Origin of the sequence: Crocosphaera chwakensis CCY0110 (assembly GCF_000169335.1) — a bacterium.
Lineage (GTDB): Bacteria > Cyanobacteriota > Cyanobacteriia > Cyanobacteriales > Microcystaceae > Crocosphaera > Crocosphaera chwakensis.
The window spans coordinates 1-23,873 of the sequence record NZ_AAXW01000067.1; the positions used below are offsets into that span (position 1 = coordinate 1).

The 23,873-nt window shown below is 35.9% G+C and carries 25 protein-coding genes and 2 pseudogenes; 16 read left to right on the forward strand and 11 right to left on the reverse strand.

Features of this window, described 5'->3' with window-relative positions:
* Window positions 1-955: CHAT domain-containing protein (locus CY0110_RS23625; RefSeq protein ID WP_008278117.1), on the forward strand; the 955-nt coding region annotated here is incomplete at its 5' end.
* Window positions 956-1,025: 70 nt separating this feature from the next.
* On the opposite strand, the gene CY0110_RS23630 is transcribed toward CY0110_RS23625, so the two are convergent.
* The 3 genes from CY0110_RS23630 to CY0110_RS23640 are packed head-to-tail and all read right to left on the reverse strand — an operon-like array spanning window position 1,026 to window position 2,599.
* Window positions 1,026-1,316 (reverse strand): helix-turn-helix domain-containing protein, encoded by a 291-nt coding sequence (locus CY0110_RS23630; RefSeq protein ID WP_008278118.1) that lies wholly within the window; start codon window positions 1,314-1,316, stop codon window positions 1,026-1,028.
* Window positions 1,317-1,342: 26 nt separating this feature from the next.
* Window positions 1,343-1,660: a shikimate 5-dehydrogenase gene (locus tag CY0110_RS23635; protein ID WP_008278119.1), complete on the reverse strand. Its 318-nt coding sequence runs from the start codon at window positions 1,658-1,660 to the stop codon at window positions 1,343-1,345.
* Window positions 1,661-1,708: 48 nt separating this feature from the next.
* The gene (locus CY0110_RS23640) at window positions 1,709-2,599 is read right to left on the reverse strand and encodes a hypothetical protein (RefSeq protein WP_008278120.1); all 891 of its coding nucleotides are present in this window, start codon (window positions 2,597-2,599) and stop codon (window positions 1,709-1,711) included.
* 47 nt (window positions 2,600-2,646) lie between these two features.
* Between CY0110_RS23640 and CY0110_RS23645 the strand changes: the two genes are divergently transcribed.
* From CY0110_RS23645 to CY0110_RS23660, 4 genes are read left to right on the forward strand one after another with little or no spacing between them, the layout of a single operon-like run.
* Window positions 2,647-3,222: a hypothetical protein gene (locus CY0110_RS23645; protein ID WP_008278121.1), complete on the forward strand. Its 576-nt coding sequence runs from the start codon at window positions 2,647-2,649 to the stop codon at window positions 3,220-3,222.
* An 11-nt stretch (window positions 3,223-3,233) separates the two neighbouring features.
* On the forward strand, window positions 3,234-4,100 hold the full coding sequence (locus CY0110_RS23650; RefSeq protein ID WP_008278122.1) for a shikimate dehydrogenase: 867 nt from the start codon (window positions 3,234-3,236) through the stop codon (window positions 4,098-4,100).
* Between the two features lie 24 nt (window positions 4,101-4,124).
* Window positions 4,125-4,718: a Uma2 family endonuclease gene (locus tag CY0110_RS23655; protein WP_008278123.1), complete on the forward strand. Its 594-nt coding sequence runs from the start codon at window positions 4,125-4,127 to the stop codon at window positions 4,716-4,718.
* Between the two features lie 32 nt (window positions 4,719-4,750).
* A complete protein-coding gene (locus CY0110_RS23660) occupies window positions 4,751-4,960 on the forward strand; it encodes a hypothetical protein (protein WP_008278124.1) in 210 nt (69 codons plus the stop codon).
* Between the two features lie 210 nt (window positions 4,961-5,170).
* On the opposite strand, the gene CY0110_RS23665 is transcribed toward CY0110_RS23660, so the two are convergent.
* Window positions 5,171-6,364: a TRC40/GET3/ArsA family transport-energizing ATPase gene (locus tag CY0110_RS23665; RefSeq protein ID WP_035800502.1), complete on the reverse strand. Its 1,194-nt coding sequence runs from the start codon at window positions 6,362-6,364 to the stop codon at window positions 5,171-5,173.
* A gap of 35 nt (window positions 6,365-6,399) precedes the next feature.
* Complete coding sequence (locus CY0110_RS23670) at window positions 6,400-6,786, reverse strand: DUF2358 domain-containing protein (RefSeq protein ID WP_008278126.1); 387 nt, start codon at window positions 6,784-6,786, stop codon at window positions 6,400-6,402.
* A gap of 545 nt (window positions 6,787-7,331) precedes the next feature.
* Between CY0110_RS23670 and CY0110_RS23675 the strand changes: the two genes are divergently transcribed.
* The gene (locus CY0110_RS23675; RefSeq protein WP_008278127.1) at window positions 7,332-7,871 is read left to right on the forward strand and encodes a siphovirus Gp157 family protein; all 540 of its coding nucleotides are present in this window, start codon (window positions 7,332-7,334) and stop codon (window positions 7,869-7,871) included.
* A 126-nt stretch (window positions 7,872-7,997) separates the two neighbouring features.
* Here CY0110_RS23675 and ilvB read toward each other — a convergent pair whose 3' ends face one another.
* A complete protein-coding gene (gene ilvB, locus CY0110_RS23680; protein ID WP_008278128.1) occupies window positions 7,998-9,857 on the reverse strand; it encodes a biosynthetic-type acetolactate synthase large subunit in 1,860 nt (619 codons plus the stop codon).
* 298 nt (window positions 9,858-10,155) lie between these two features.
* On the opposite strand from ilvB, the gene CY0110_RS23685 reads away from it, so the two are divergent.
* The 5 genes and pseudogenes from CY0110_RS23685 (at window position 10,156) to CY0110_RS23705 (ending at window position 15,410) form a co-directional block, all read left to right on the forward strand.
* Entirely contained in the window at window positions 10,156-12,423 is a 2,268-nt protein-coding gene (locus CY0110_RS23685) for a GUN4 domain-containing protein (protein ID WP_008278129.1), read from the forward strand.
* A 118-nt stretch (window positions 12,424-12,541) separates the two neighbouring features.
* Window positions 12,542-12,907 (forward strand): four helix bundle protein, encoded by a 366-nt coding sequence (locus CY0110_RS23690; protein WP_008278130.1) that lies wholly within the window; start codon window positions 12,542-12,544, stop codon window positions 12,905-12,907.
* 35 nt (window positions 12,908-12,942) lie between these two features.
* Window positions 12,943-13,251, forward strand: a pseudogene (locus CY0110_RS23695) (DUF2887 domain-containing protein); the annotation flags it as partial.
* A gap of 167 nt (window positions 13,252-13,418) precedes the next feature.
* Window positions 13,419-14,402, forward strand: coding sequence for a GntR family transcriptional regulator (locus tag CY0110_RS23700; RefSeq protein ID WP_008278132.1), 984 nt, complete (start codon window positions 13,419-13,421; stop codon window positions 14,400-14,402).
* Between the two features lie 90 nt (window positions 14,403-14,492).
* Window positions 14,493-15,410, forward strand: a complete 918-nt coding sequence (locus CY0110_RS23705) for a histone deacetylase family protein (RefSeq protein ID WP_008278133.1) — start codon at window positions 14,493-14,495, stop codon at window positions 15,408-15,410.
* A 31-nt stretch (window positions 15,411-15,441) separates the two neighbouring features.
* Here the strand turns inward: CY0110_RS23705 and CY0110_RS23710 are convergent, their stop codons facing one another.
* Window positions 15,442-16,338, reverse strand: coding sequence for a CPBP family intramembrane glutamic endopeptidase (locus CY0110_RS23710; protein ID WP_008278134.1), 897 nt, complete (start codon window positions 16,336-16,338; stop codon window positions 15,442-15,444).
* A 208-nt stretch (window positions 16,339-16,546) separates the two neighbouring features.
* Complete coding sequence (locus tag CY0110_RS23715) at window positions 16,547-16,942, reverse strand: AbrB family transcriptional regulator (protein ID WP_198139255.1); 396 nt, start codon at window positions 16,940-16,942, stop codon at window positions 16,547-16,549.
* Between the two features lie 476 nt (window positions 16,943-17,418).
* Here CY0110_RS23715 and CY0110_RS23720 point away from each other — a divergent pair, with 476 nt between their 5' ends.
* From CY0110_RS23720 to CY0110_RS23725, 3 genes are all read left to right on the forward strand, one after another.
* The gene (locus tag CY0110_RS23720) at window positions 17,419-18,402 is read left to right on the forward strand and encodes a succinate dehydrogenase/fumarate reductase iron-sulfur subunit (protein WP_008278136.1); all 984 of its coding nucleotides are present in this window, start codon (window positions 17,419-17,421) and stop codon (window positions 18,400-18,402) included.
* A gap of 480 nt (window positions 18,403-18,882) precedes the next feature.
* Window positions 18,883-19,035 carry a hypothetical protein gene (locus tag CY0110_RS30120; RefSeq protein ID WP_157464640.1) on the forward strand — a complete coding sequence of 51 codons (153 nt, stop codon included), beginning with the start codon at window positions 18,883-18,885 and terminating at the stop codon, window positions 19,033-19,035.
* A 54-nt stretch (window positions 19,036-19,089) separates the two neighbouring features.
* Window positions 19,090-19,359, forward strand: coding sequence for a hypothetical protein (locus CY0110_RS23725; RefSeq protein WP_008278137.1), 270 nt, complete (start codon window positions 19,090-19,092; stop codon window positions 19,357-19,359).
* A gap of 4 nt (window positions 19,360-19,363) precedes the next feature.
* On the opposite strand, the gene CY0110_RS23730 is transcribed toward CY0110_RS23725, so the two are convergent.
* The 3 genes from CY0110_RS23730 to CY0110_RS23740 are packed head-to-tail and all read right to left on the reverse strand — an operon-like array spanning window position 19,364 to window position 22,422.
* The gene (locus CY0110_RS23730; protein WP_008278138.1) at window positions 19,364-20,686 is read right to left on the reverse strand and encodes a recombinase family protein; all 1,323 of its coding nucleotides are present in this window, start codon (window positions 20,684-20,686) and stop codon (window positions 19,364-19,366) included.
* 27 nt (window positions 20,687-20,713) lie between these two features.
* Complete coding sequence (locus tag CY0110_RS23735; RefSeq protein ID WP_008278139.1) at window positions 20,714-21,694, reverse strand: GHMP family kinase ATP-binding protein; 981 nt, start codon at window positions 21,692-21,694, stop codon at window positions 20,714-20,716.
* Complete coding sequence (locus CY0110_RS23740) at window positions 21,688-22,422, reverse strand: nucleotidyltransferase family protein (protein ID WP_008278140.1); 735 nt, start codon at window positions 22,420-22,422, stop codon at window positions 21,688-21,690. Before CY0110_RS23740 ends, CY0110_RS23735 begins: the two co-directional genes overlap by 7 nt.
* A 146-nt stretch (window positions 22,423-22,568) precedes the next feature.
* Between CY0110_RS23740 and CY0110_RS23745 the strand changes: the two genes are divergently transcribed.
* Together CY0110_RS23745 and ispD are read left to right on the forward strand one after the other, a co-directional pair.
* Window positions 22,569-23,141: a DUF1802 family protein gene (locus CY0110_RS23745; protein WP_008278141.1), complete on the forward strand. Its 573-nt coding sequence runs from the start codon at window positions 22,569-22,571 to the stop codon at window positions 23,139-23,141.
* Window positions 23,142-23,190: 49 nt separating this feature from the next.
* Window positions 23,191-23,873, forward strand: a pseudogene (ispD, locus tag CY0110_RS23750) (2-C-methyl-D-erythritol 4-phosphate cytidylyltransferase); the annotation flags it as partial.

The window sequence follows — 23,873 nt, forward strand, 5'->3', positions numbered from 1 at the left end:
ATTTATTCTCACTTCTGAAGATTTAAAAGTGATTACCAAAGATATTGATAGTGATGAGTTTAATCAATTAATTACCCAATACCGTCAGGAACTCTCAGATTATATGAATGATAATGTCTTTGTTACCAGCGAAAAGATGTATGATATTTTAATTCGTCCTATAGAATCTGAAGTTAACACTATTGATCCTGAAAATTTAGCTATTATTGCCACAGGAAAACTGCGTTATATTCCTTTTGAAACTCTGTTAGATAAGGAAAAAGATGAATTTTTATTAAAAAAATATCCGATTCATTATTTAACTCGTATTAGTACCCGTGCGATCCCCCCTAACCCCCCTTTGCAAAGAGGGGAAAATGTAATGACAGCTTTAGCTTTAGCTAACCCAAAACCCACCAAAGCAACTCTATTAGGAACAGAAACTGAAGCACAACATCTTATGGATAATTTTCCAGGAAGCGAAGCTTATTTAGGAACCGATGCAACCTTAAAAACCTTTAAAGAAAATGCTTCACGTTTCCCTATTTTACATTTAGGAACGCATGGCTGTTTTGATCCTAATGGTTGCCCAAATTTAGGTATGGAAGCGAATACAATATTATTTGCAAACAATGAACAATATAACATTGCAGATGCTGCTTTATTAGGGTTAAAAAACACAGAAATTTTAGTGTTAAGTGCTTGTCAAACGGCAAAAGAAGCTAATGCAAACGGACGAGAATTATCAGGTTTAGCTTTTGTTTTAGAACGTGCCGGCGCAAAAACCGTTATGGCCAGTTTATGGAATGCAGATGATAATGTTAGTGCTAATATTATGACTAATTTTTATACTAATATGAAACAAGGAATGAGTAAAAATGAAGCAATGCAACGAGCAAAATTAAATTACCTTGAAACTGGAAAATATGACCATCCTTATTTCTGGTCGCCTTTTATTTTAATTGGGAATAATTAAGTAGGTTGGGGTTGGAATTAATTAATATATAATTAGTTAATTTAAACTTCGGAAATATCTACTAAATCATTCAAACTTTCCTTAATAATTTCTTCATAATTTCTTCGCTAACTCCCCGACGTTTTAACCCTTCAATCAATACAGAAACATCTGAATAACGACTTTCTAAATGATATAAAATAGCTTCTATAGGTGATGGTGGTTCAATCGGATAATATTGTTGTTCATAAACTTCTACTAAGGTGGTTAAAATCTCTAATTTTTGACCCTCTGGAGTATTTATAGAAGCATCAAATAAAGCTTCAATTTCTTGTAAAGCTTCTTGATAGTCAGTTTCATTTTTAATCGGTTTAATTTCCATTATTAACCTCATTAGTATATCACTAATTAATGGAGAATATTAGGGATAAAACGCGCTAACAAGGTTAAGAAAGCAGTTATGACAGCAACAATAATAGGAATAACTAAAGATTTAACACCTTTTAAGTCAGCGACTTCATTAACTAAAGTATTTTGCACTGTTTTGATATCTCTGACATTTTCTTTCAGGTTTCGCACTTCTGTTTTAACTTCTGTCACCTCTATTTTTAAATCTGTCACATCTTTTTGAATTGCTTCTAGTTTTCCCTCAATTTTATCAAACTTATCTTGAATACCTTTTAAGATTTCTGCTGTGGAATAAGTTACGCTACTAGGTTCAGTCATAATTGAAACTCCTATTTAAAACTAATCTTATATTAGTATAATACAATATTACTTTACTTTAGGAATAGATGGAGCTAAGATCATCACCTGTCCTTTTTTATCAGTTTTTATGGCTAAAACAGCAGGAACTTGTTTTTTATCAGCAGTCTTATCTAATCCAAAAAAACAATAAATTATCTTATTATTTTCTAATAATAATCGCCAGATTCTTGGTTCTTTTAAACTAGGATCATTGTCTTCAAGTCCTCGAAGATAATCAAACAAAGTTAAATCCCCAATAAAACGATAATCTTCTAAACTCGGATCAATAAAAATATCATCTAAATTTCGTCCTAAAACTAAATCTTCTTTCGGAAAAATGTAGGTAAATACAGGTAAAGTAGAAGTCTGATTAATTGCATCTCGACGCGCATCCTCCCATCCTTGAATTCTTGCTAACCAAAATAAAACGATTAATAACCAAATTACGATAATTAAATCTTTTCGTAAGGAAGTAGGAACAAGAGAAACTAACTCTCGGATAAACTTAGATGGGGAACATTGATGAAAATGCTTTGCATATCTTCTCAAACTACGCTGTAATTTTTGCCATTTTCTACGACGAGATATAGAGTTTAAAGGTTGAGATAACGGTAAAATAAAATTAACTGTCAAAGGTTCTACAAACCATAAAGTAACTTTAATAGCAGTCGCGGACAAAAATAAGGCTAAAATAGTTTTAACCAACGCCCAACCATGACCGACAAAAACTTGAATGGGAACAAACAAAAAGGAACGTAAAGGAAAAGATAACTGTGTTAATTCTAATTGAAAATAGCTAAAATAAGACCAACGATAGATCCATCCTGTAAAATAAAGAAAGATTCCTAGCAACCCTAAAACACTAGCAAAGGTTCCTAAAATCTGTTTGTTATTTTGTGAAGGTTGACTATCGGACATAAATACCCCATTCTTTGATCCTACAGTTTATAGTATCCTATTGAGTCATGATAAAACTTTCAATTAAAATTATTATAATTGCTTCTTTAACTGTCGGGTTAGGCGGTTATTTTATCCCCAAAAAAGGATTTTCTTTCCCTTCCCATAATATTAAGTCTATCAAAGTAGAAAAGAATACTATTCCTGTTGCACTACCCTACAATGCTAGAGTAACATTAAAAACAAATAGCACAATCTCAGGAAAAATTATCAATTTTGATCCACAACAGTCAAACATAACTGTAGACAGAAGTGGAAGATCAAAAACAATAAAAATTACTGATATTGAAAAAGTAGAATTCGGTAAAGAAGTTAAACTTATTCACAGTGAAAAACCAGTTATAAGAGGAGAAGACAATAATTTTAACCCCAATACAGCACAAAATTGGCAAGAACCTTTAACTAATTTTAAAATAACGAATGCTCAAGATGGCAAAGCTGAAGTTATTTTGTCTAATATAAGTAGAGGAAAATTAAGAGGAATTAGGGCTGTTTCTCAAACTAATACTTATGTGGTTGATGAACTTAGTTTTAATGATAATAATAACTATATAATTTTAACTGTCATTCCTTATTCAGAGTAATCCTAAACATAATGTCAATTATTACCGGAAAAACAAAACTATTAGGCATCATTGGTCATCCCGTCGAACATTCTTTATCCCCTGTAATGCAAAACGCAGAAATTGAACGCTTAGGGGTTGACTATATTTATATTCCTTTCCCCGTCAAACCCGAAAACTTACAAACCGCTTTAGATGGCTTTGCAACCATAGGAGTGATGGGTTTCAACGCAACCATCCCCCATAAACAAGCGATTATCCCTCTCTTATCTGAAGTTACCACAACCGCGAAATTAGTGGGAGCCGTGAACACCGTTTGGCGCACAGAAACAGGCTGGAAAGGCACAAATACTGATGTTATTGGCTTTGTCACCCCCCTAAAAGCATTAAACCGTGACTGGAACACCATCAAACCCATTATCCTCGGAAATGGAGGCGCAGCGCGGGCCGTGGTGGTAGGGTTAGTAGAATTAGGTTGCCGTCATATTTGCGTTGTGGGGCGAGATAAGGACAAGTTAGGTCAATTTAAGCAAAGTTGGGACAATAGCGAGCTTCAAGCCTCTATAACCGTTCATTCCTGGGATGAATTATCAGGGATGGTATCAGAAAGCCAGTTAATTGTGAATACTACACCTATCGGGATGTTTCCTCATACTGATAATTCTCCTGTTGACAGTGATTTATGGGACAAATTCTCTAATACTGCGATCGCTTATGACTTAATTTATAATCCGAGTCCCACTCAATTTCTCAAAGATGCAAAACAACAGGGTTTAACCATCATTGATGGTTTAGATATGTTAGTGTATCAAGGGGCTGCGGCCTTAGAAATTTGGTTACAGCAACCCGTTTCAGCAGACGTTATGAGTCAAGCTTTAAAACAAGTTCTTTTCTCTTAATTTATATTACTTTTTAGCATAACAATGACCCTGATCAAAAGCCATTTAACCCTTGAAGAATATCTCAAATACGATGATAAAACTGACACCACTTATGAACTGGTTAATGGGGAATTAGTTCCAATGACTTTGGGGATAGGACAACATGGTGAAATTGCTGATTTTCTCAATTATTGTTTTCGCCAGGAAATTAAACGTTTAAGTCAACCTTGGGTATCGAAACAAATGGTTATCGGTATTCAATCACCCCGTGGAAACAGATGGGATACGGTTCGCATCCCAGATTTGGTAGTGTTATTAACATCCCAATGGCAACAACTACAAAACCGTGAAGCAGTTATTTTACTTAATGAACCTTCACCTATTTTAGTTGTAGAAGTTGTTAGTGAATCAACCAAAAATATTGATTATCGTGCTAAACGTTCTGAATATAGTGTACTCGATATTGCTGAATATTGGATTGTTGATCCGTTGACAGAAAAAGTAACTATTTTATCTTTATCAGAAGGGTTTTATGATGAGACGATATTTACATCATCAGATAGGGTAAAATCTCCTACTTTTACGCAATTTAACTATACTGTCTCTCAAATTCTACAAGGAGATTTTTTAGTCTGATAGAATTAGGATAATGAATATGATAATTTCTAATGAATATTTTCTTAAATTCTTTTTATTTCCTCAATCTTTCCCGTAAACTCTATGGAATTTTAAAATCTTTGCAAAGAAGTCTAGGTCTAGAAGAGGTGGAAATTGATGATGGCTCAGAAAGTTTAATTAGAGAATATGGTTTCTTTTTTCTATTATTCGGTCTCTTATTTTTATACATTGTTTATTTAAGTTTCAAACAACGTAAATAAAAGGTTACAATCCAGGTAATACAATTCTCAAAAGTCATTAACGTCATTGCGAGGGGTACAATTAATCTTAACTTTTGACCCTTACTAAAACTACCCCGAAGCAATCACACAAAAAATATCAAAGATTGCTTTATTTTTTGAAACCTGATATGAGCAATTAATAATGAATAATTACTAGATTATTCATTATTAATTATAATTCATTATCAATTAACTTTTAACAGCTACCCCACTACTAAAGCGAATTTTTAAGTAATCTTCCTCCATTTTTGCTCCCGAAGGTTTCAAGGCAGCTAACGCTTGAGGTAACACTAAATTACGGCGATGATTACCGATTCTAATGTTTAATTCATCCCCTGTTTTGTTCAGTTGTACCTTTTCTTTAGGAATACCTGGTAAATACAATTCTAAGCTGTAATCTTGTTCATGTTGTACTACTCGGATAGTATCTTCCTGATAATAAACTTGCGCTGGATCTTCATCTTTATAGAGGGTTTCTTTTAATCTTTCTAAAGCATCCATCCCGCACATTTCTTCAGAAAATAGGGGTACTTCTTTCACAGGTAGAGGATGAAAATTTTCGTGAATTTCTTGTTTATAAACTTGTTGATTATTTTTCCATTTTTCAAAGAAGGGATCATTAACAGTATCAGGAATAATACGGTTAGCAACCACTAAATCGGTAGAAACATTATATAAACTGAGATAAGCATGGGCCCGCAACGATTCCTTGATAACCATTCTTTCGGGATTTGTGACTAAACGAACGGAAGTTTGCTTGTTATCCGTCAAAACTTTCTCTAATGCTTCGATTTGCTCGTAAAATTCATAAGGTGCGTCCATTACTTCCTTATCCGGTAAAGAAAATCCAGCAATGGGTCTAAACAAGGGTTCTACCAACGGACGCAAGGCCACGGACATCCCTTGTAACGGTTTATAAAATCTTCTCATATACCAGCCCCCCACTTCAGGAATACTCAGCAGACGTAATGCGGTTCCGGTCGGGGCCGAATCAATAATTAAAACGTCGTATTCTCCTTCATCGTGGTGGCGTTTCATGCGAACTAAGCCAAAAATTTCGTCCATCCCTGGTAAAATCGCTAATTCTTCCGCTTGTACTCCATCAAGTCCTCTAGCTTGCAACACCTGGGTAATATACCGTTTAACCGCACCCCAGTTTCCTTCTAATTCCATTAATGCGTCTAGTTCGGCCCCCCAAAGGTTCGGACACACCAAACGAGGTTCATGACCCAACTCTAAATCAAAACTATCCGCTAAGGAATGGGCCGGGTCCGTACTTAATACCAGGGTTTTGTACCCCAACTCAGCACATCTGAGGCCAGTGGCCGCAGCGACGGAAGTTTTTCCAACTCCCCCTTTACCAGTCATGAGGATTACACGCATGATTTTTTCAGAAAAATTTACATTACTTATTTTTATTATGAAGGATTTAGGAAAAAATGTTGTTTCACCACATCCCAACGAGAACAGTTCCAGTAGTCAACATGGGAAATAATCAGGTTTTGGTCATTAAAGGTCAGTTCGCTGCGTCCTGGAATAGAAATGGGGGGTTTCCACGGTAGAGGGGTAGTCCAGTGTAATGTCCATTCTGTATGAATAATGTTATTGCTTTGATAGATATTGTGTAATTCTAAGTCAACATTTTTGAACCAAGTTGACATAAATTGGATCATCTCTTGATAGCGTTTAACTCCTGTAAATTCATTAACTGGATCTTTAAAATAAACATTATCTGCATACACTGAATAGGTTTGATTTTTCGGAAAGGTTTGATAATCGTTTTTGATGGTTTCTAGAAGCTTCATTATGTCAAATTTTGTATCTTTAACTTGGTATACACTGTATTATAGAAATAATATTGAATCGGTTGTGCTAGAGTACGGATAAAAACTTATCTTTTTCTATAAAACTTATCCTTTCAGCTAACCCATCTTGCGAAATAGAAGATTTTCTTATCAGCATAATTGGAGGAGCATTATTAAAATTGTTAATTGTGTTAAATAATTACTAAGTTTAATAACATGAATGATTTGGAAAGAATCGGAAATTTTGTACTGCATCTATTCTTTTTTTTGAGTTTTGTTTATATGCTAAAATCTTCAATTGGAATTAATTTAGTCCAGAATTGCCATGCTGAAGAAGTTTTATTAGGAAACTGCAAGCCTTCAGTTCCTACAATTATAGATAAGATGTATGAAACCTACCAGTTTACTACTGATTAAACTAAAATAATACTGAGTGATTGGGTTTCTTTTTGGTAAACAAGAAAGCAAAGATACTTAAAATCATTTAAACTAAGATTTAATCTAAATTATAGTTGATAATAATAGTTCAAAAACGAGGAAAATAAATGACCCAATCAAATCATACCCTTTGGAATATTTCTCAAGAAATCATTGAATTAGAAAACTTAATCAATCAACTTCAAGAGTCCGAAGAGTTAAACGAAGAAGAAAAAGAAGTTAAAATCAATCAACTATTTTCTAATTGGCTAAATGCTGACACACAATTTGATGAAAAAGCTGAAAAAGTTGCTCATTATATTAAGTATCTAGAAGCAATAACAGAAGCGCGAAAAGCTGAAGCAAAACGTATCAGAGTTTTAGCAAGTATGAGCGAAAAACAAGGAGATAAATTAAGAAAGTATCTTATTAAGGAAATGCAACGAGTTAACAAAACAAAAATTGAGGGTGTGACTTGTAAATTATCCATGCGAAAAAAACAACCCAGTATTTGTTTAAAAGTAGAACCAGAAGAACTTCCCGATGAATTTAAACGGGTGAAAATTGAACCTAATTTAACAGAAATAAGAAAAGCCCTCAAATCTGAAAAAGACATTGATTGGGCTTTTTTTGACGACGATGAAGACTATAGCTTAACGATTAAATGAATCTGCAATTGTCATTCCGAGGAAACGAGGAATCTCCGCAACATCTTAACCCTAATAACCTAATAAGTAGTTCGATAGAAGGCAACAGGATAGAAAACGCTTGTTTTGCCTATTGCCTATTGCCTGCTAGATTTTTGTGCCACATTCGGGACAAAACTTGTTAGTAACGGGGTTATCCGTACCACAGTAAGTACAACGAATTAACTCTGTCATCAACTCGGAAGACTTTAACTCAGGAAGTCCGATCATTTGAGCGTTGCTTTTTCCAGGTGCAACCATCGGATAACAATTTTCATCCCGTTTCACATGAACATCCATCAAAACAGGGCCATCATGAGCTAACATTTCAGCCACTGCACCAGCTAATTGAGAATGCTCTCTAACGGTAATTCCTTTAATACCAAACGCTTTAGCCAACAATTCAAAATCAGGCATTCCTGTCTGCATATTAGACGAAGAATAACGCTCACCGAAAAAGGTTTGTTGCCATTGGCGCACCATTCCCTGCCAACCATTGTTAATAATGATAGTTTTAGCAGCAATATTATACTGGGATAATGTTGCTAACTCCTGAAGGTTCATCTGAAAACTGGCATCCCCACTAATACAGATAACCTCTTCTTCTGGTAAAGCAACTTTAACCCCCAGAGCAGCAGGCATTCCGTAACCCATCGTTCCTAACCCTGCGCTAGAAATCCAACGACGAGGCCCATTATTTAAAAATTGTGCGGCCCACATTTGATGTTGTCCTACATCCGTAGTGTAGTAAGCATGAGGAGCCTGACGACCCACTTCTACAATCACCTCTTGAGGGGAAATGCTATGGTCATAATGAGGCGCAGTGAGGGGATATTGTTCACGCCAACGATTGATCCGATTTAACCAGGGTGTGGTTTTTTCAGCATCGAGAGGAACATCAATTTCCCGCGATCGCTGTAATAATTGTTCTAATACCTGACGCACATCTCCCACGATGGGAACTTCAGGCAGTCTATTTTTACCCACTTCTGCTGGATCGATATCGATGTGAATGACTCTAGCACGGGAGGCAAACTCCTCTAATTTTCCCGTCACGCGATCGTCAAATCGTGATCCCACCGCGATCAATAAATCACACTCACTCACCGCAAAGTTAGCGTAAGCAGTGCCGTGCATCCCTAACATTCCCACGGATAAAGGGTGATGTTCATCAAAGGAACCAATTCCCATCAATGTCGTGGTCACAGGAATTTGAAAGCGTTCGGCCAATTCTTGAACTTGAGCGTGAGCATTAGCTGCGATCGCTCCTCCTCCAACATACAATAAAGGACGTTCTGAAACTTCAATTAAAGATAAAGCTGCATTAATTTGACGGGGGTTCCCTTTCACTGTGGGACGATACCCTGGTAACTTAACTTGACCGGGTTCAACGGGAATATAGTCACATTCTTCTAAACCCACATCTTTGGGAACATCGATCAATACAGGGCCAGGCCGTCCGGTGCTGGCAATATGAAACGCTTCGGCCACAATACTGGCCATATCTTCAGCATTACGCACCACATAAGAATGTTTAACAATGGGCAGAGTGATGCCAAAAATATCCGTTTCTTGGAACGCATCGCTACCAATGGCTGCTCTGGCGACTTGTCCCGTTACCACTACCATCGGAATTGAATCGAGGTGTGCTGTGGCAATACCTGTTACTAAGTTGGTTGCCCCCGGTCCGGAGGTTCCGAAACAGACTCCCACTTTACCCGTAGCGCGAGCGTAACCATCGGCAGCATGGGAAGCACCTTGTTCGTGGCGCACTAGGAAATGTTGAATATCTCCCCTCGCTTCGGCTCGGTATAATTCATCGTAGATGGGGAGAATGGCTCCTCCTGGATAGCCAAAAATGTGTTTAACACCGTGACGTACCAAACTATCGATTAAGGCATACGCCCCCGTCTGGCGTTGAGGAGTTTCTGCTAAGGGTGGAGTTATTTTTGCTATTGAAGAAACCACAGGGCAAACCGTCTCACTTACTTAATATCTATCTATATCTTCTATTTTAGTTATGTTGTCTCCCTTATAACATAAAAAATTTCAACATTTATATGGGATGTCAGGAGGTAGGATGTAGGAGGCAGAAGGCAGGGGGTAGGAGTCAGGAGGCAGAATAGGTTAAGAATTCTTGAAGAATATTGATATTCTCTCTTACATCTCTTTTATCCTTGAAATTAAAATAATTTTAGTTAACTGAGCCAGCATAATTAAACATTAAACTATTGTAGGGTGGGCATTGCCCACAATAATCTCTTGTATGAATAACGAACCATCATCAAAACCGATTCAAAAAGCTGTAAAAATAATTCTCGGATATGCTCCTTTAGGTACGTCTGGTTTTGCTTTAGTATCTTCGATTATTAACTCTGATTTTGGAAATGCTCTTATTACTGTTCCTTCAACAGCATTATCCACTATTTGGGCAGCTTCTTCTCAAGGGTTTTTAGATCGATTAACGGAAATTTATAGCGAAGAAGGGAAAAAAGGTGCTGATAGATTTAAACGAATTCAGGATAGTTTTACTGAAGCAATAAAATGGCAATTAGCAGCAACAGATGATAACTATTTAAAATGCCAAGGTAACGAATGTGTTCAATACAAAACTGAAGGACTAAATAATATTTTTCGTCCTCAATTAAAAGATGTTTTTGTATCTCTGGAATTAAGTGGAAACTTTTTACGTAACTCAGATGGACAAAATTTACCCCTATCGCCCGGATTTTCTTGGGAGAATCAACTGACAAAACAAATGCTATCTAAAGAAGGGTTAAGTATTTGGCATATCCTCAAAAAAGCATCTAAAAATACTTTGTATCGTTCCTTAATTATTCAAGCTTGGGGAGGATATGGAAAAACGACCTTACTGCGTCATGTCACTTATATTTATACTCACAAACTCTATCAAAAAAAAGCTTATAATGCTCCTAAATTATTACCCGTATTGCTCTATTTAAGAACATGGCAAGAAGTCATTGCTATAACTAAAGAACTTGACTTACCCACTTTAATCGAAAAGCATCATCTTCCGAATCTTCCCCAAGGAAAAGACCTGAAGTTACCGCCCAACTGGGCAAAAAATCATCTCGATAAAGGGGATATGTTAATTATGTTTGATGGGTTTGATGAGGTTAAAGAAGACTGGCAAAAATCGGTCAGTGAATGGATAGGAAACTGTCTAAAAAATTATCCTAAAACCTTCTTTATTCTTACCTCTCGACCGGCTGCTTATGGTCAATATCAATCAGAAAATAGACCTAATACTAACCTATTTGTAAAACCCTTTACCTTAGAACAACAAGAAAGATTTTTACAACGGTGGTATTTAAGTAAAGAACGTCATTTAACTGATAAACCAGATGAACCTATTGTTAAAGCAGAAGCTGATAGAAAAGCCTCTAGTTTAGTAGCACAGATTAAACCCAAAGAAGGAGAAACAACCTCCCTGAGTGATTTTGCTAAAAATCCTCTCTTGTTAAATATGATTGTTAACTTACATTCTTCCTATCCTGATGGTAAACTACCTCAAGGAAGAGCAGATTTATATCGTTCTATTGTTCGCTTACAGTTAGGAGAAAGACCCTTATCCCGACAAATTGATATGCTTCTAGAACCGAATGAAAGTCAGCAAATTTTACAACAGTTGGCTTTATTTATGGTTCAAAAAAATTTAACTAAAATTGATCCAGAATATTTACAAGAAAAACTTAAAGAATATATCCAATTAATAGATGAATCTATCTCAAGTCAAGACTTTCTCAAAAAAATTGAAGAAGTTAGTGAATTATTAGTTAAAGTGGATGATCAATATGAATTTGCTCATAAAAGCTTTCAAGAATATTTAGCAGCAGCAGAAATAAAACGCACTCAACAAGAAGATTTACTACTACAATATTGGCAAGATCAATGGTGGAAAGCAATTATTATTCTTTATGTTGCACAACTGAGAAACCCTAGTGCTTTTATTCGTCGTCTCATTCAGTTTAAACACCCTCAAGCAGTCTCCTTAGCTTATGAATGTCTCAAAGAAACCTCTCGTCAAATCGATTTTGAAATAGAAACAGAAGTAAGATATGCGCGTTACCAAAAACTAGAAGAACTACTCAAAAATCAACAATTTAAAGACGCTGACTATGAAACCTATCGCTTGATGATTGAAACCGTTGGTAAAGAAGAAAGACAATATTTTGACCCCGAAGACTTTGATACGTTCCCCGGTGAGGAGTTACGCACCATCGATCAACTTTGGGTTAAATATAGTAAGGGTAAGTTTGGCTTCAGTGTCCAGAAAAAAATCTATGTAGATAAACTAGGAGGGACAAGAAACTATAATGAAAAAATCTGGTATGAGTTCTGCGATCGTGTCGGTTGGAGAAAAGGAGGAGACTATGTGAGTTACTCAGACCTTACCTTTGAATTAATCGATACTACACCTGTGGGACACCTACCTTTTTTAAGGGAGAGCACTTCCCTTTTTAGAGGGGATTTGGGTAGTCTCTTCTCTCGTGCAAAGACTTGTCACCTGTAAGACGCGCTTCGCAAAGGCAAGCCCTTCGGGAAGTTAAAAGTTAAAAGGCAAAAGTCAAAAGTGTTTATTAATATTGAAAAATTAGCTATCATAATATTATTATGAACTAATAAAGTTGATGAGTAATAAGACTTCTATTCCTGAAAGAACTTTTAAGTTTGCTGTTAGAATAACTAAGTTATGTAACTATTTAGATAAACAGCCTGGAACTCCACGTTTATTAGCTTCTCAATTGTTCAGATCAGGAACTTCAATAGGAGCAAATATAGAAGAATCTCAATCAGCAGAAAGTGCAAGAGATTTTATCAGTAAACAATTAATATCACTTAAGGAAGCAAGAGAAACAAGATATTGGCTTAAACTATTAATTAAATCTGAGTTAATTCCCGAAGAAAAAATATTTAGTATTCTCAATGAATGTGAAGAGTTAATCAAAATTATCGCTAAATCAATTGTTACTAAAAAAGAAAACTTAAAAAATTAATTTTTGACTTTTGACTTTTGCCTTTTGACTTCCCGAAGGGTGTTTTACAATTAATAGAGAAAATCCTAGTCTATAAACTGCCATTAATTAGTCGTCAGGAGATAGAAAAAATGTTTAGTTTAAACGATCTCAGAGAGACAAAAGTCTATCAAGAAGCATTAGAAGAAGGAATAGAACAAGGAAGACAAGAGGGACGACAAGAAGGGAGACAAGAAGGAGAATTAGCTGCTAAAATTGCCTCTATTCCTCGCTTATTTTTATTAGGGTTAACTGTAGAACAAATTGCTCAAGCATTAGAGTTAGACATTGAACAAGTTAGAAACATTATAGAATCTAATTCTTAAGCGATCTCGAAGAGATCCGCGTAGCGGTGCGCTTATTATTGTCGACAATAAACATTAATAATTTTACAAGTTAAAAGTTAGAAGTAAAAAATAACTTCAATTCCGAGGAACGATTCACGGTAAAATAATGTCCATTAATTTAATATCGTTTGCCCGGCGTGGCCGCTATGCTTCAGTTCAAAATACAATCCGATAGTGATATTCCCGCGTCTAAACAACTGTTTGATCAGATTCGATTTGCGATCGCTTCTCGGCAATATCCCCCTGGCCACCGTTTACCGAGTACCCGTCAACTCGCTACGATGACGGGATTACACCGTAATACTATCAGTAAAGTTTATCAACAACTCGAAGAAGCCGGCCTCGTCGAATCTATCGCTGGTTCAGGAATCTATGTCAAAGCGCAAAATAACGAAGATATTTCCTTTCCTGAGTCTCCTTTATTCACTGAATATATCGAAGAAAGTCAACTGGTTTATAAAAGCTTAGATGAACTGCTAAAACAAGGGTTAACCCTTTCCCAAGCGAAAGAGTTATTTTTAGCCGTCATCGATTGGCGGTTACGCTGTAGCGCAGAAGTGATCGTTACCGTTCCCAGTCGTGATATGGGTGCTGGCGAACTGATTTTACAAGAATTAGAAAAAGCACTGGCCATTCCTGTCGAATTAGTATCCATCGAAGATTTGGATCAAGTTTTAGCGCAAAAAGAATCTGCCACTGTGGTCACTAGCCGTTATTTTATTCCTGAAGCCGAATTAATTGCCTCTCCCCATGCAACCCGTGTTTTTCCCATCGATATCTACGATTATGCCAAAGAATTAGCCATGATTAAAGAATTACCGAAAGATACTCGTTTAGGCATTGTGAGTTTAAGTCCAGGAATTATTCGCGTCGCAGAAATTCTCATCCATAGTTTACGGGGAGATGATTTATTATTAATCACCGCACAAGCAAGCGATCGCCGTCAACTCTTAACTTTAGCGCGATCGGCACAAACCATTATGAGTGATCCAGCTAGTTATTCTCTGGTTAAAGAAGCCATTCTCGCGGTTAGAGAAGATTTAATTCGTCCCCCAGATGTTATTTGTTCTGAATATTATATCGGAGAAAAGTCGATTAATCTTTTAAAACGTGAATTAGGACTGGGGTAAACAATGATTCAGTGAAAAGTGATCAATAATGAATAGTTAACTATTACCCTCGTGATATCGTTGTTTTGATCCTTTTAAATGGGATTAACCATGAATTTACCCATTGTTTACCATGATCAATATGTGGTTCCTCTCCCTGATGGACACCGATTTCCAATGGAGAAATTTTCCTTACTTTATGAATTATTACTAAGGGAAAAAGTTGTTAAATCTAATAACATTTACACCCCAGAATGTCCTGAAAAATCATTATTAGAATTAGTTCATTGCCCCGATTATATCACCGCTTATTGTCAAGGAACTTTATCAGATAAAGTGCAGCGACGCATTGGTTTACCTTGGAGTGAAGCCTTAGTTAAACGGACTTGTGTTGCAGTGGGAGGAACCATTTTAACGGCAAAATTAGCTTTGAAATTTGGTTTAGCTTGTAATACAGCAGGGGGAACTCATCATGCTTTTCCTGACTATGGTTCAGGGTTTTGTATTTTTAATGATTTAGCGATCGCTACTCGTGTCTTACAAAAATTAAAGTTAGTCAAAACAGTATTAATTATTGATCTCGATGTTCATCAAGGAGATGGAACTGCTAAAATATTCCAAAATGATCTAACAGTGTTTACCTTTTCGATGCACTGTGAAGCTAATTTTCCTAGAGAAAAGCAAAAAAGTGATTTAGATGTTTCCCTACCCCAAGGATTAGATGATGATGGTTATTTACAGATTTTGTCTCAACATCTTTCTGACTTACTTTCACAAATTAAACCAGATTTAATTCTATATGATGCAGGGGTTGATATTCATGCTAATGATCATTTCGGCAAGTTAAGCATAACGGATACAGGCATTTATCGCCGAGAAAGGCTGGTTTTAAGTAGTTGTATTGCCGAAGGATATCCCGTTGCTAGTGTCATTGGAGGAGGCTATGCTAAAGACCTAAAATCTCTGGTTTATCGGCACTCTCTACTACATCGTGCAGCAAAAGATGTCTATCAATCTCATCAATTGTAACTCTATTGATAACTGTTCACTGATAACTGAATCATAGCCCAAACCACAAAACCAAACCAGTTCCTAATAAACACAAAATTCCCATCATTCCCCCTAAAGGTTGCTGATACATACCAATGATCCAGTCTTTACCTTTTCCTGTATAAGCAATCATGTCAGCAGCATCCAAAGAAGCTAACCCCCATACCCAACCAGCATGAAGTCCCCAAGCTAACCCTAAACTCCCTCCATCGACCCATCTTGCTATTACCAAAACTATTCCCATTAACCATAGTCCCGGTAACTGGGGTAGGGTTTGTTGTCTTTCCCAGAGTAAATGAAGCAGAGCAAAAATACTACTAATAATAATAGCACTGACCCAGGGATTATATTTTTCTTCTAAGATAGTTTGAAAAATTCCCCGAAATACAAATTCTTCGGTTAAGGCAATCCACATAGCTAGACCGAATATAGGTAACACCACTTTCTCTAATTGATTTAGGTTCTCAGAGTGCCATTTTTGCCACCCTAACCCCCCCTCGATAGCAAAAACGATTCCTAATCCTCCTAACCCTAGAAGAAGACCTATACAGAGGGAAATCAGGAGATCCCACTGCAAAGATAATCCATAGTCAGTTAATGAAGTTCCTTCCACTATCAAAGTTGACCACCCGAACCAGGGAACCAATAGATACAAAGGAATCAATAAAGGGATTTTTTTTTCTGCTTCTAAGGGTTGAAAGGGTTGCCAGTCCAGTTTTTTACCCATTAACAAAGCTATAGGTAGCCACAGTAGCAACCATATTAATAAAAAAAGACCGATTTTACTCTCACTAGGAAAGTTCTTAACACTACTCAGCAAAGGATCGAGATGGGAAGATACAAATACTTCCCATATACTGCGATCTGCTGGGATAATTAAACCATTTTTGATGCTTATCAATGACATTATAGAGACGGATTACTGACTAACTTCTCATCTGACCATAACATATGGCTTTTTCAGTTTCCTTTCTATAATGTAACCGAGATTTATGTTATGGGAATTATCGCTTTTACCTTTGTCAGATTAGACTCAGAAAGTCCAAAGGTTTACCCTCATTTTTGACTTAGCTTTAGCGATTTAACTCCCATAGTCTGCTGACACTAAATAGTCTTTAGGCAACTTCTTCGTCGTCAACGCCCACCTGTTTAAGATGAATATGTTTGTAGCCTAATTTAATTTCAAATTCATCCCCTGGTTTCAATCCCATCTGCTCTGTATAGGTAGAACCAATGACAATTTGACCATTCTTGTGAACGCTGACTCGGAATGTCGGTTCACGGCCACGACCATCTTTAGTAGAACCCGGTTGAAGAGGGACTCCTTTAGCTGCAAGAACTGCATCATAAAAGTCTGTTAAGTTAACACGAACTTGTCCGTCTTTTGTCACTGAGTAATAGCCACATTTTTTGGCTGTTTCTCGCCGAGGCTTATCAGATAACTGTTTTAGTTCTTGAAGTAAGGCTTTCCCAGTTAAGGGAGTAGGATTTGTTTCAACGGTATCAGCCATAATTTTATCAATGTCCTTTGATTTTCTCTCAATGATGACTAGGTTATTTAGATCATTATTGATCATATCAAAAATATAGCGTTAAATTCCTAAACTAAACCAAAAAAATTTCAAGAATTATGAAGTTGATCAACGACAGTTTAAGTCCACAAATTTGCTTGCATCTGCTCAACCCAAGATAAATTACCCTTCTATCTACTCTGGAGTTTCGGTTGTTGAACCTTAAAAGAAAAGGAAAAAACTCCAGAGAAAATAAGCCTAAAACCTGCACCCAATTTGAGTTTGATTAGGATATTAACACTGTGGAAAATCGACAAAGGTTCACTAATAACGACAGTTTCCCCTGGGGTCTATCGAGATTTAGACTGAGTCGGTGAGAAGCCGGTGTGGGGCATTTTTATCCTTGAAGAAAACTGCCATACAAATCCTAAGAACAAGATAGGATAGAAGAAACCATTCAATTTTTTAATGTTCCCATGGAAGTATTGTTTAAAGTTTGGCGACAAAAGCCTCATCAAAGTCCTCAGCTACAGACTTATAAACTAGAAGTTCAAGCCGGCAATACCATCTTAGAATGTTTAAATCGCATTAAATGGGAACAAGATGGTAGTTTGGCCTTCCGTAAAAATTGTCGCAATACCATTTGTGGTAGTTGTAGCATGAGAATTAATGGTCGTTCTGCTTTGGCTTGTAAACAAAATGTCGGACAAGAATTAGAAATGGTATCGGCTTCAAATAGTGGCGATGTACCAACCATTACCATTGCACCTTTAGGAAATATGCCAGTCATTAAAGATTTGGTGGTGGATATGTCCAGCTTTTGGGATAAACTACAGGAGGTTGATCCTTACGTTAGTACCCAAGGACGAAAAGTCCCTGAACGAGAATTTTTGCAGACACCAGAAGAGCGATCGCAGTTGGATCAGACGGGTAACTGTATTATGTGCGGTGCTTGTTATTCTGAATGTAATGCTTTAACCGTTAACTCTGAGTTTGTGGGTCCCCATGCTTTGGCTAAAGCACAACGGATGGTGGCAGATTCCCGTGACACAGAAATAGAAGAGCGTTTAGAAACCTATAATCAAGGAACCCAAGGGGTTTGGGGCTGCACACGCTGTTATTATTGTAATGCGGTATGTCCGATGGAAGTAGCCCCAATGAATCAAATTGGGCATTTAAAACAAAAAATTTTAGATCGCAAAGATACCCAAAGTAGTCGCTCTATTCGTCATAGAAAAGTGTTAATTGATCTCGTGAAAGAGGGAGGATGGATCGATGAACGAAAGTTTGGGGTTTTTGTCGTCGGTAATTATTTTAGAGATTTACAAGGGTTACTCTCTCTTGCACCTTTAGGGTTAAGGATGTTAAATAGTGGCAAGTTTCCCCTTTCCTTTGAACCCTCCGAAGGAACTCAAGAAGTGCGATCGCTGATTGAAAAGGTACAGAATTATCAATCTTAAATAAGGAATTCTTAGAACCGTAGGACGGCAAATTAAACTCTTAAGAAACACAGTAAAACATAAGTGTTTCTTCCTATCTATTGGTAGTAGCGATCGCTGCTAGTAGGAGGCTCACATCTTGCACCAATACAATAAGACTAAATAGCTAAAAGAGTCTGAATCAATTTAGAGGAAGTAAGAGTGAAGTCTTTTTACTTTTGCCTCTTGCCTCTTGCCTACCTTCACTAGCTTGCTTTATCGAAGGTGCAAAATATTAGGTTAGATAGAAATTTTAGATCAACCCGACTTCTTTACTATCTTTCCCTACAGTAATAAGTAACGAAGCAAAGAGTCGTTACTACAGTTTAGGAGGAAGTCTTATGAATCGTGAGGATGGACAAGTTTTATGGATTACTGTGATTACGTCTGCTTTTTCTTTAGTTCTCACTTTTGGGTTTGCTTTTTAGGGTTTCATTCCTTTCTATTTTAAGAGGTATGACTATGATTAGTGTGTTTCAAAAATATCATTTCTCTCTTACTTTTCTTATCAGTTTACCCCTAATACTTCTTATGTATTGTGGGGCAAGTTCAACGGTTTTTGATGTGAGTCGCAAATGGCAAGCTATTTCCATTAATGAACATATTATGTCATAAAAATTCAGTGGTGAACGGGGAGTGAAGATTATAATTATTATTCGGAGAAGTTCTATGATTCGTTTCTTTCGTAAATACCATCGTTTGTTAGCAGTTACTGTTAGTTTACCTTTAATTTCAACGGTTCTCACTGGCATGGGTTACACAATTTTTGATGAGTGGTTTCACCAGGAGAGATTTGCCCATTTATTGATGGAAATTCATACGATGGAAATTATTGGGTTGGATGAGATTTTTCCTGTTTTGAATGGTTTAGGATTGGTTGGTTTATTAGTTACTGGGTTAACTATGACTGGGTTGTTCAGAAAACGGCGATCAGTTTAGGAGATTAGACAATAAAAGTAATTTCTAAATTCCAGTCTACTTTCGAGGTTTGTTCGATATAAATCTGACGAATAAATTCTCGAAAGTAAAATCGTCTTTCTGCTTCTGATAAGTCTTGCCAAAATCTCGGTAAGGAAACAGTTTCGGCAATCTTTTTTAAGTTTTCTGGGGGAAGTTGTTCGAGTTGAGAACGTAATTGACTGATTTCTAGGTTTAAAGTATAACGTCTTAGGTTAGCTGTTTGATCATCAAGAATATTAGATTGAATTAAAGATGATAATTGATTGATTATATATTTTTTTTCTTCTATTTGAGTTTGAATCTTATTTTTATAATCTTCTATTTTTTGGGGATCGAAACTTTTTACTTTTTTAGGGAAGTGATTACAAATATAGTCAATAGTTTTTTTTAAAACGTCTTGATAAGGAATAGCCTTACATTGGGGGGTTAAAGGACAGTTTTGTGGACGGATATAGAGATATTCTTTTTTTTTGTTTTTTTGGGTAACATGATTAATTATCATTGAATTATGGCATTTTTGACAACTTACTAAACCCACTAAAGAATGTTTTGCACTAGCAGTTTTAGAGGACAATTTTCGATTTCTTCCTAATAACCGATCAATTTGCGCTGCTTCTTCTCTGGAAATAATCGCCACATGGGTATTAGAAATAATTTCGTTATTTTTATATTTTAAGTCTCCTCGATAAACAGGATTTTTTAACCAACGACTTCCTGTAGAAACAGAGATTTTTTTACCATATCGTTTAGCTAAATAATTAACAGCCCCTCGTAATGATCCAAACAATAAAAACTGCTCAAAAAAGTCTTTAATAATAGGAGCGGTACTACGATCTATAATGTAACAGTCTTTACCCCTTCGGTATCCGTAAGGGGCTTTTCCTGGAGGAGGTAAGGCTTTAATTCTTGTTAATGCTTGTCCTTTTTTAAGGGATAAATTTCTTTTATTTTCCTTGATAGTTTCTAATATTTCGGGATCGTTAATATCAATTTTTATTGTATTTTCTAACCATTTTAGTTCATCTAGATTAATTGATTTCTGAACCTCTAAAGTAAGTATTTTGATTCCTAAGTCAGTTAATTTTTGATAATTATTCTTGACAATCTCAGAGTTATCTCCTAGTTCTTGTAATTGACGAATCAAGAGATAATTAGGAGGTTTTTCTTGACAATCATTTAAGAGTTTTTCTAATTCATGTCTGGCTCCTAGATCATGATAGACTCGTTCTACCTTTAAGTTATTAATAGGAATTTCTAAATTAGTTTCTAGTAGAGGTTCAATATAAAAATAAGCATAAATTATCATTTTAATAAAGTTTAATATTCAATCAAATTATGAAAAGATAATTTGAGAACCCGGTGCATTAATTTTAACAGAAAGTACCTGATGATTAGCAAAAGTTTTAGCTAACTTGGGATGGACTTCTGGTGGGGCAAAAAATAACATAAACCCCCCTGCACCTGCACCTAATAGTTTACCACCCCAAGCCCCTGCTTCTTGTCCTAGTTTATAAAGATGATCGATTTCTGGGTTAGATATAACTGTATCTAAACTTCTTTTCGCTATCCAAGCTTTGTCTAATAATTCACCAAAAGCAGATAAAGATTGATTACTGGTTAAAATATCCCAACCTTGATCTACCATTTTTCTCATTTGTTTTAGGGTTTCTGTATTATCATTAACTCGTTTTAATTGTTTTTCTACTACTTTAGCAGCCCGTCTTTTAATTCCTGTAAAAACAATGAAAAGATGAGATTCAAATTCCGCTAATCTTTGGGGAGAAATAGATACTCGATTAACAATAATATCGTCTTCTGTTCTAAATTCAACTAAGTTAAATCCTCCCATAGCTGACATTAGTTGATCTTGACATCCAACGCGATCATTAACTAGATGACGTTCCACATAAATGGCTTCATAAGCTAAGTCTAACGGTTTAACAAATTCTCCTTTAAAGCTATGTAATGCTTGTAATAAGGATACCGTAAATGCAGAAGATGAACCTAACCCGGTAAATGCAGGTAAATCAGCCACATTATGGAGTTCGATATCTTTATCTAAACCGCAAAATTTTAAACATTCACGATAAACTTTATGTTCGATATCTTCAACAGTTTTAACTAACTCAACTTTGCGATAAGAAACTCGAATTAAATAGTCGAATAAATGACTTGGAAAAGGACTGGCGGTAACATAAGAAAATTTATCAATGGCTGTGGCTAAAACCGCGCCACCATGTTCTAAAAAATACTCTGGGTAATCTGTTCCCCCTCCAAAAAAACTAATTCTAACTGGCGCGCGTGAGATTAACATGGTTCTAATAAATTCGTAAAGTTTTCTTTGATAAATGCTTCTGCTTGAGGTAACGTTTCTGGAGTCCCAATATCTAAAAATGGAGCTTCAATGGGATGTACTTTAATTTTAATCTTTTCCTTGAGTAAGGTAGGAAAAACATCATATTCAAAACTCAAAGGAAACAGAGAAGGAAACTGTTCTAAAATTTCGTGGCGGAATAAATAAACGCCTCCATTAATAACACCTTGACCCTCTTTTTTTTCAGCAAAATTCAACAAAGTATTTGACTCATCAAATACCAGAGAACCATAACGAGACGCATCATTAACAGATACCCCTAGAATGACACATCCCACTTCTTGATCCTCTAAATACTTCGCTAATTCCTGAAAATTAGCTACAATTAAAGAGTCGCCATTCATAACTAACCATGCTTTAGGTGATAAACTAACTTGTTGAACTGCATTAATAAATCCTCCTGCTGTTCCTAGTGGTTCATCTTCACGGCAACAGTAGATGTCTACTCCCTTGACCTGATGGGTTTTAAAATGTTCCTCAATGACTTCTCCTAGGTAACCAGTCGATAAAATATCTTGGGTAATTCCTTGTTGTTTAAGATAGCGAATTATCCATTCTAAAAAGGGTTTATTAACAACGGAAGCCATGGGTTTTGGAATATTAGGAAGCAGATGTTTAACTCTTGTTCCGTATCCCCCTGCTAAGATTACTGCTGCAATGTTATTCATAAATATATTCTAGTACAATATCAATGGTTCAAGTCTATTAATTGTGATCAATAATCTCAATAAAATTGATTCGATGATAGCATTTTAAACTTCTAATAACTAACTTTTTTACAATAATTATTTATCATTATTTATGAGATTTTTTTATGCTGATTGACCTACGGAATGCTTTAAAAGAGTGGGATATTGCTGTTAAGGCACTAGAAAAGGGTAACACTATTTTGCTCTTGCGTAAAGGAGGTATTAAAGAAGTGTTTGGACAGTTTAAAGTTAATCATAATCCCACCTTATTATACCCTACTTATGAACATCAAAAACCCAAGTTATTAAAATCAGACTATGCTAATTTAATAGAACCTGTATCATCAGGGTGGCATCCTGAAACCATTACTATTAGTAGTTGGGCTAATATTACGACTATTTTAAAAGTAAGAGAATCTTCAAAGATTAAGCAACTATATTCTTATCACATTTGGACAGAAAGCTTTGTTGAAGAACGATTCAAGTGGAAAGCTAATCAGCCTATTTTTGTTTTATTATTGCGTGTTTTTCTATTAGCTGAACCTGTTACAATTTCTTATGACTCAAGTTATGGAGGCTGTCGTTCTTGGATTCAACTTAATCACCCTATTTCCTTAGTGAAAAGTCATCCAGTTATTCCTAAGAACAACTATGATCAAAGGGTAGAAGAAATAAGAGAAATTGTTATGTACACTTGAGGATCTTTTTTTGGTACAATAAATAAATTAGTTATTAAATGATTAGATTATGTATCTATTAATTCCGGCAGCAGGAATGGGTAAACGAATGGGTAGCGATCATAATAAACTTTTGCTTAGTCTTTTGGGTAAACCGTTACTAAGTTGGACACTTTTAGCAGCAGAATCTTCACAAAAAGTTGATTGGATTGGTATTATTGGACAACCCTACGATTTCCCTGAATTTAAAACAATTTTAGATACTATTTCTATTACTACTCCTGTTGAATTAATACAGGGAGGAGAAACCCGTCAAGCTTCTGTCTATAATGGTTTACAAGCATTACCTGAAGCAGTAGACAATGTTTTAATTCATGACGGCGCAAGATGTTTAGTTACCCCGAATTTATTTGATCGATGTGCCGAACAACTCTTAACTTGTCAAGGGTTAATTGCAGCGATTTCTGTTAAAGATACCATTAAAATTGTTGATAGTAACCGATTTATTAAAGATACCCCAAATCGCTCCAATTTATGGGCTGCCCAAACTCCTCAAGGGTTTAAAGTAAACTTATTAAAAGAATGTCATGAAAAAGGCTATCAACTGGGTTGGCAAGTCACTGATGATGCTGCTTTATTTGAAAATGCCAATTACCTGTCAAAATTGTCGAAGAGAAGAAACTAATTTAAAAGTAACCACTCCTGTAGATTTAGCGATCGCAGAATTTATTTTAAAGCAGCGATTTACACAGT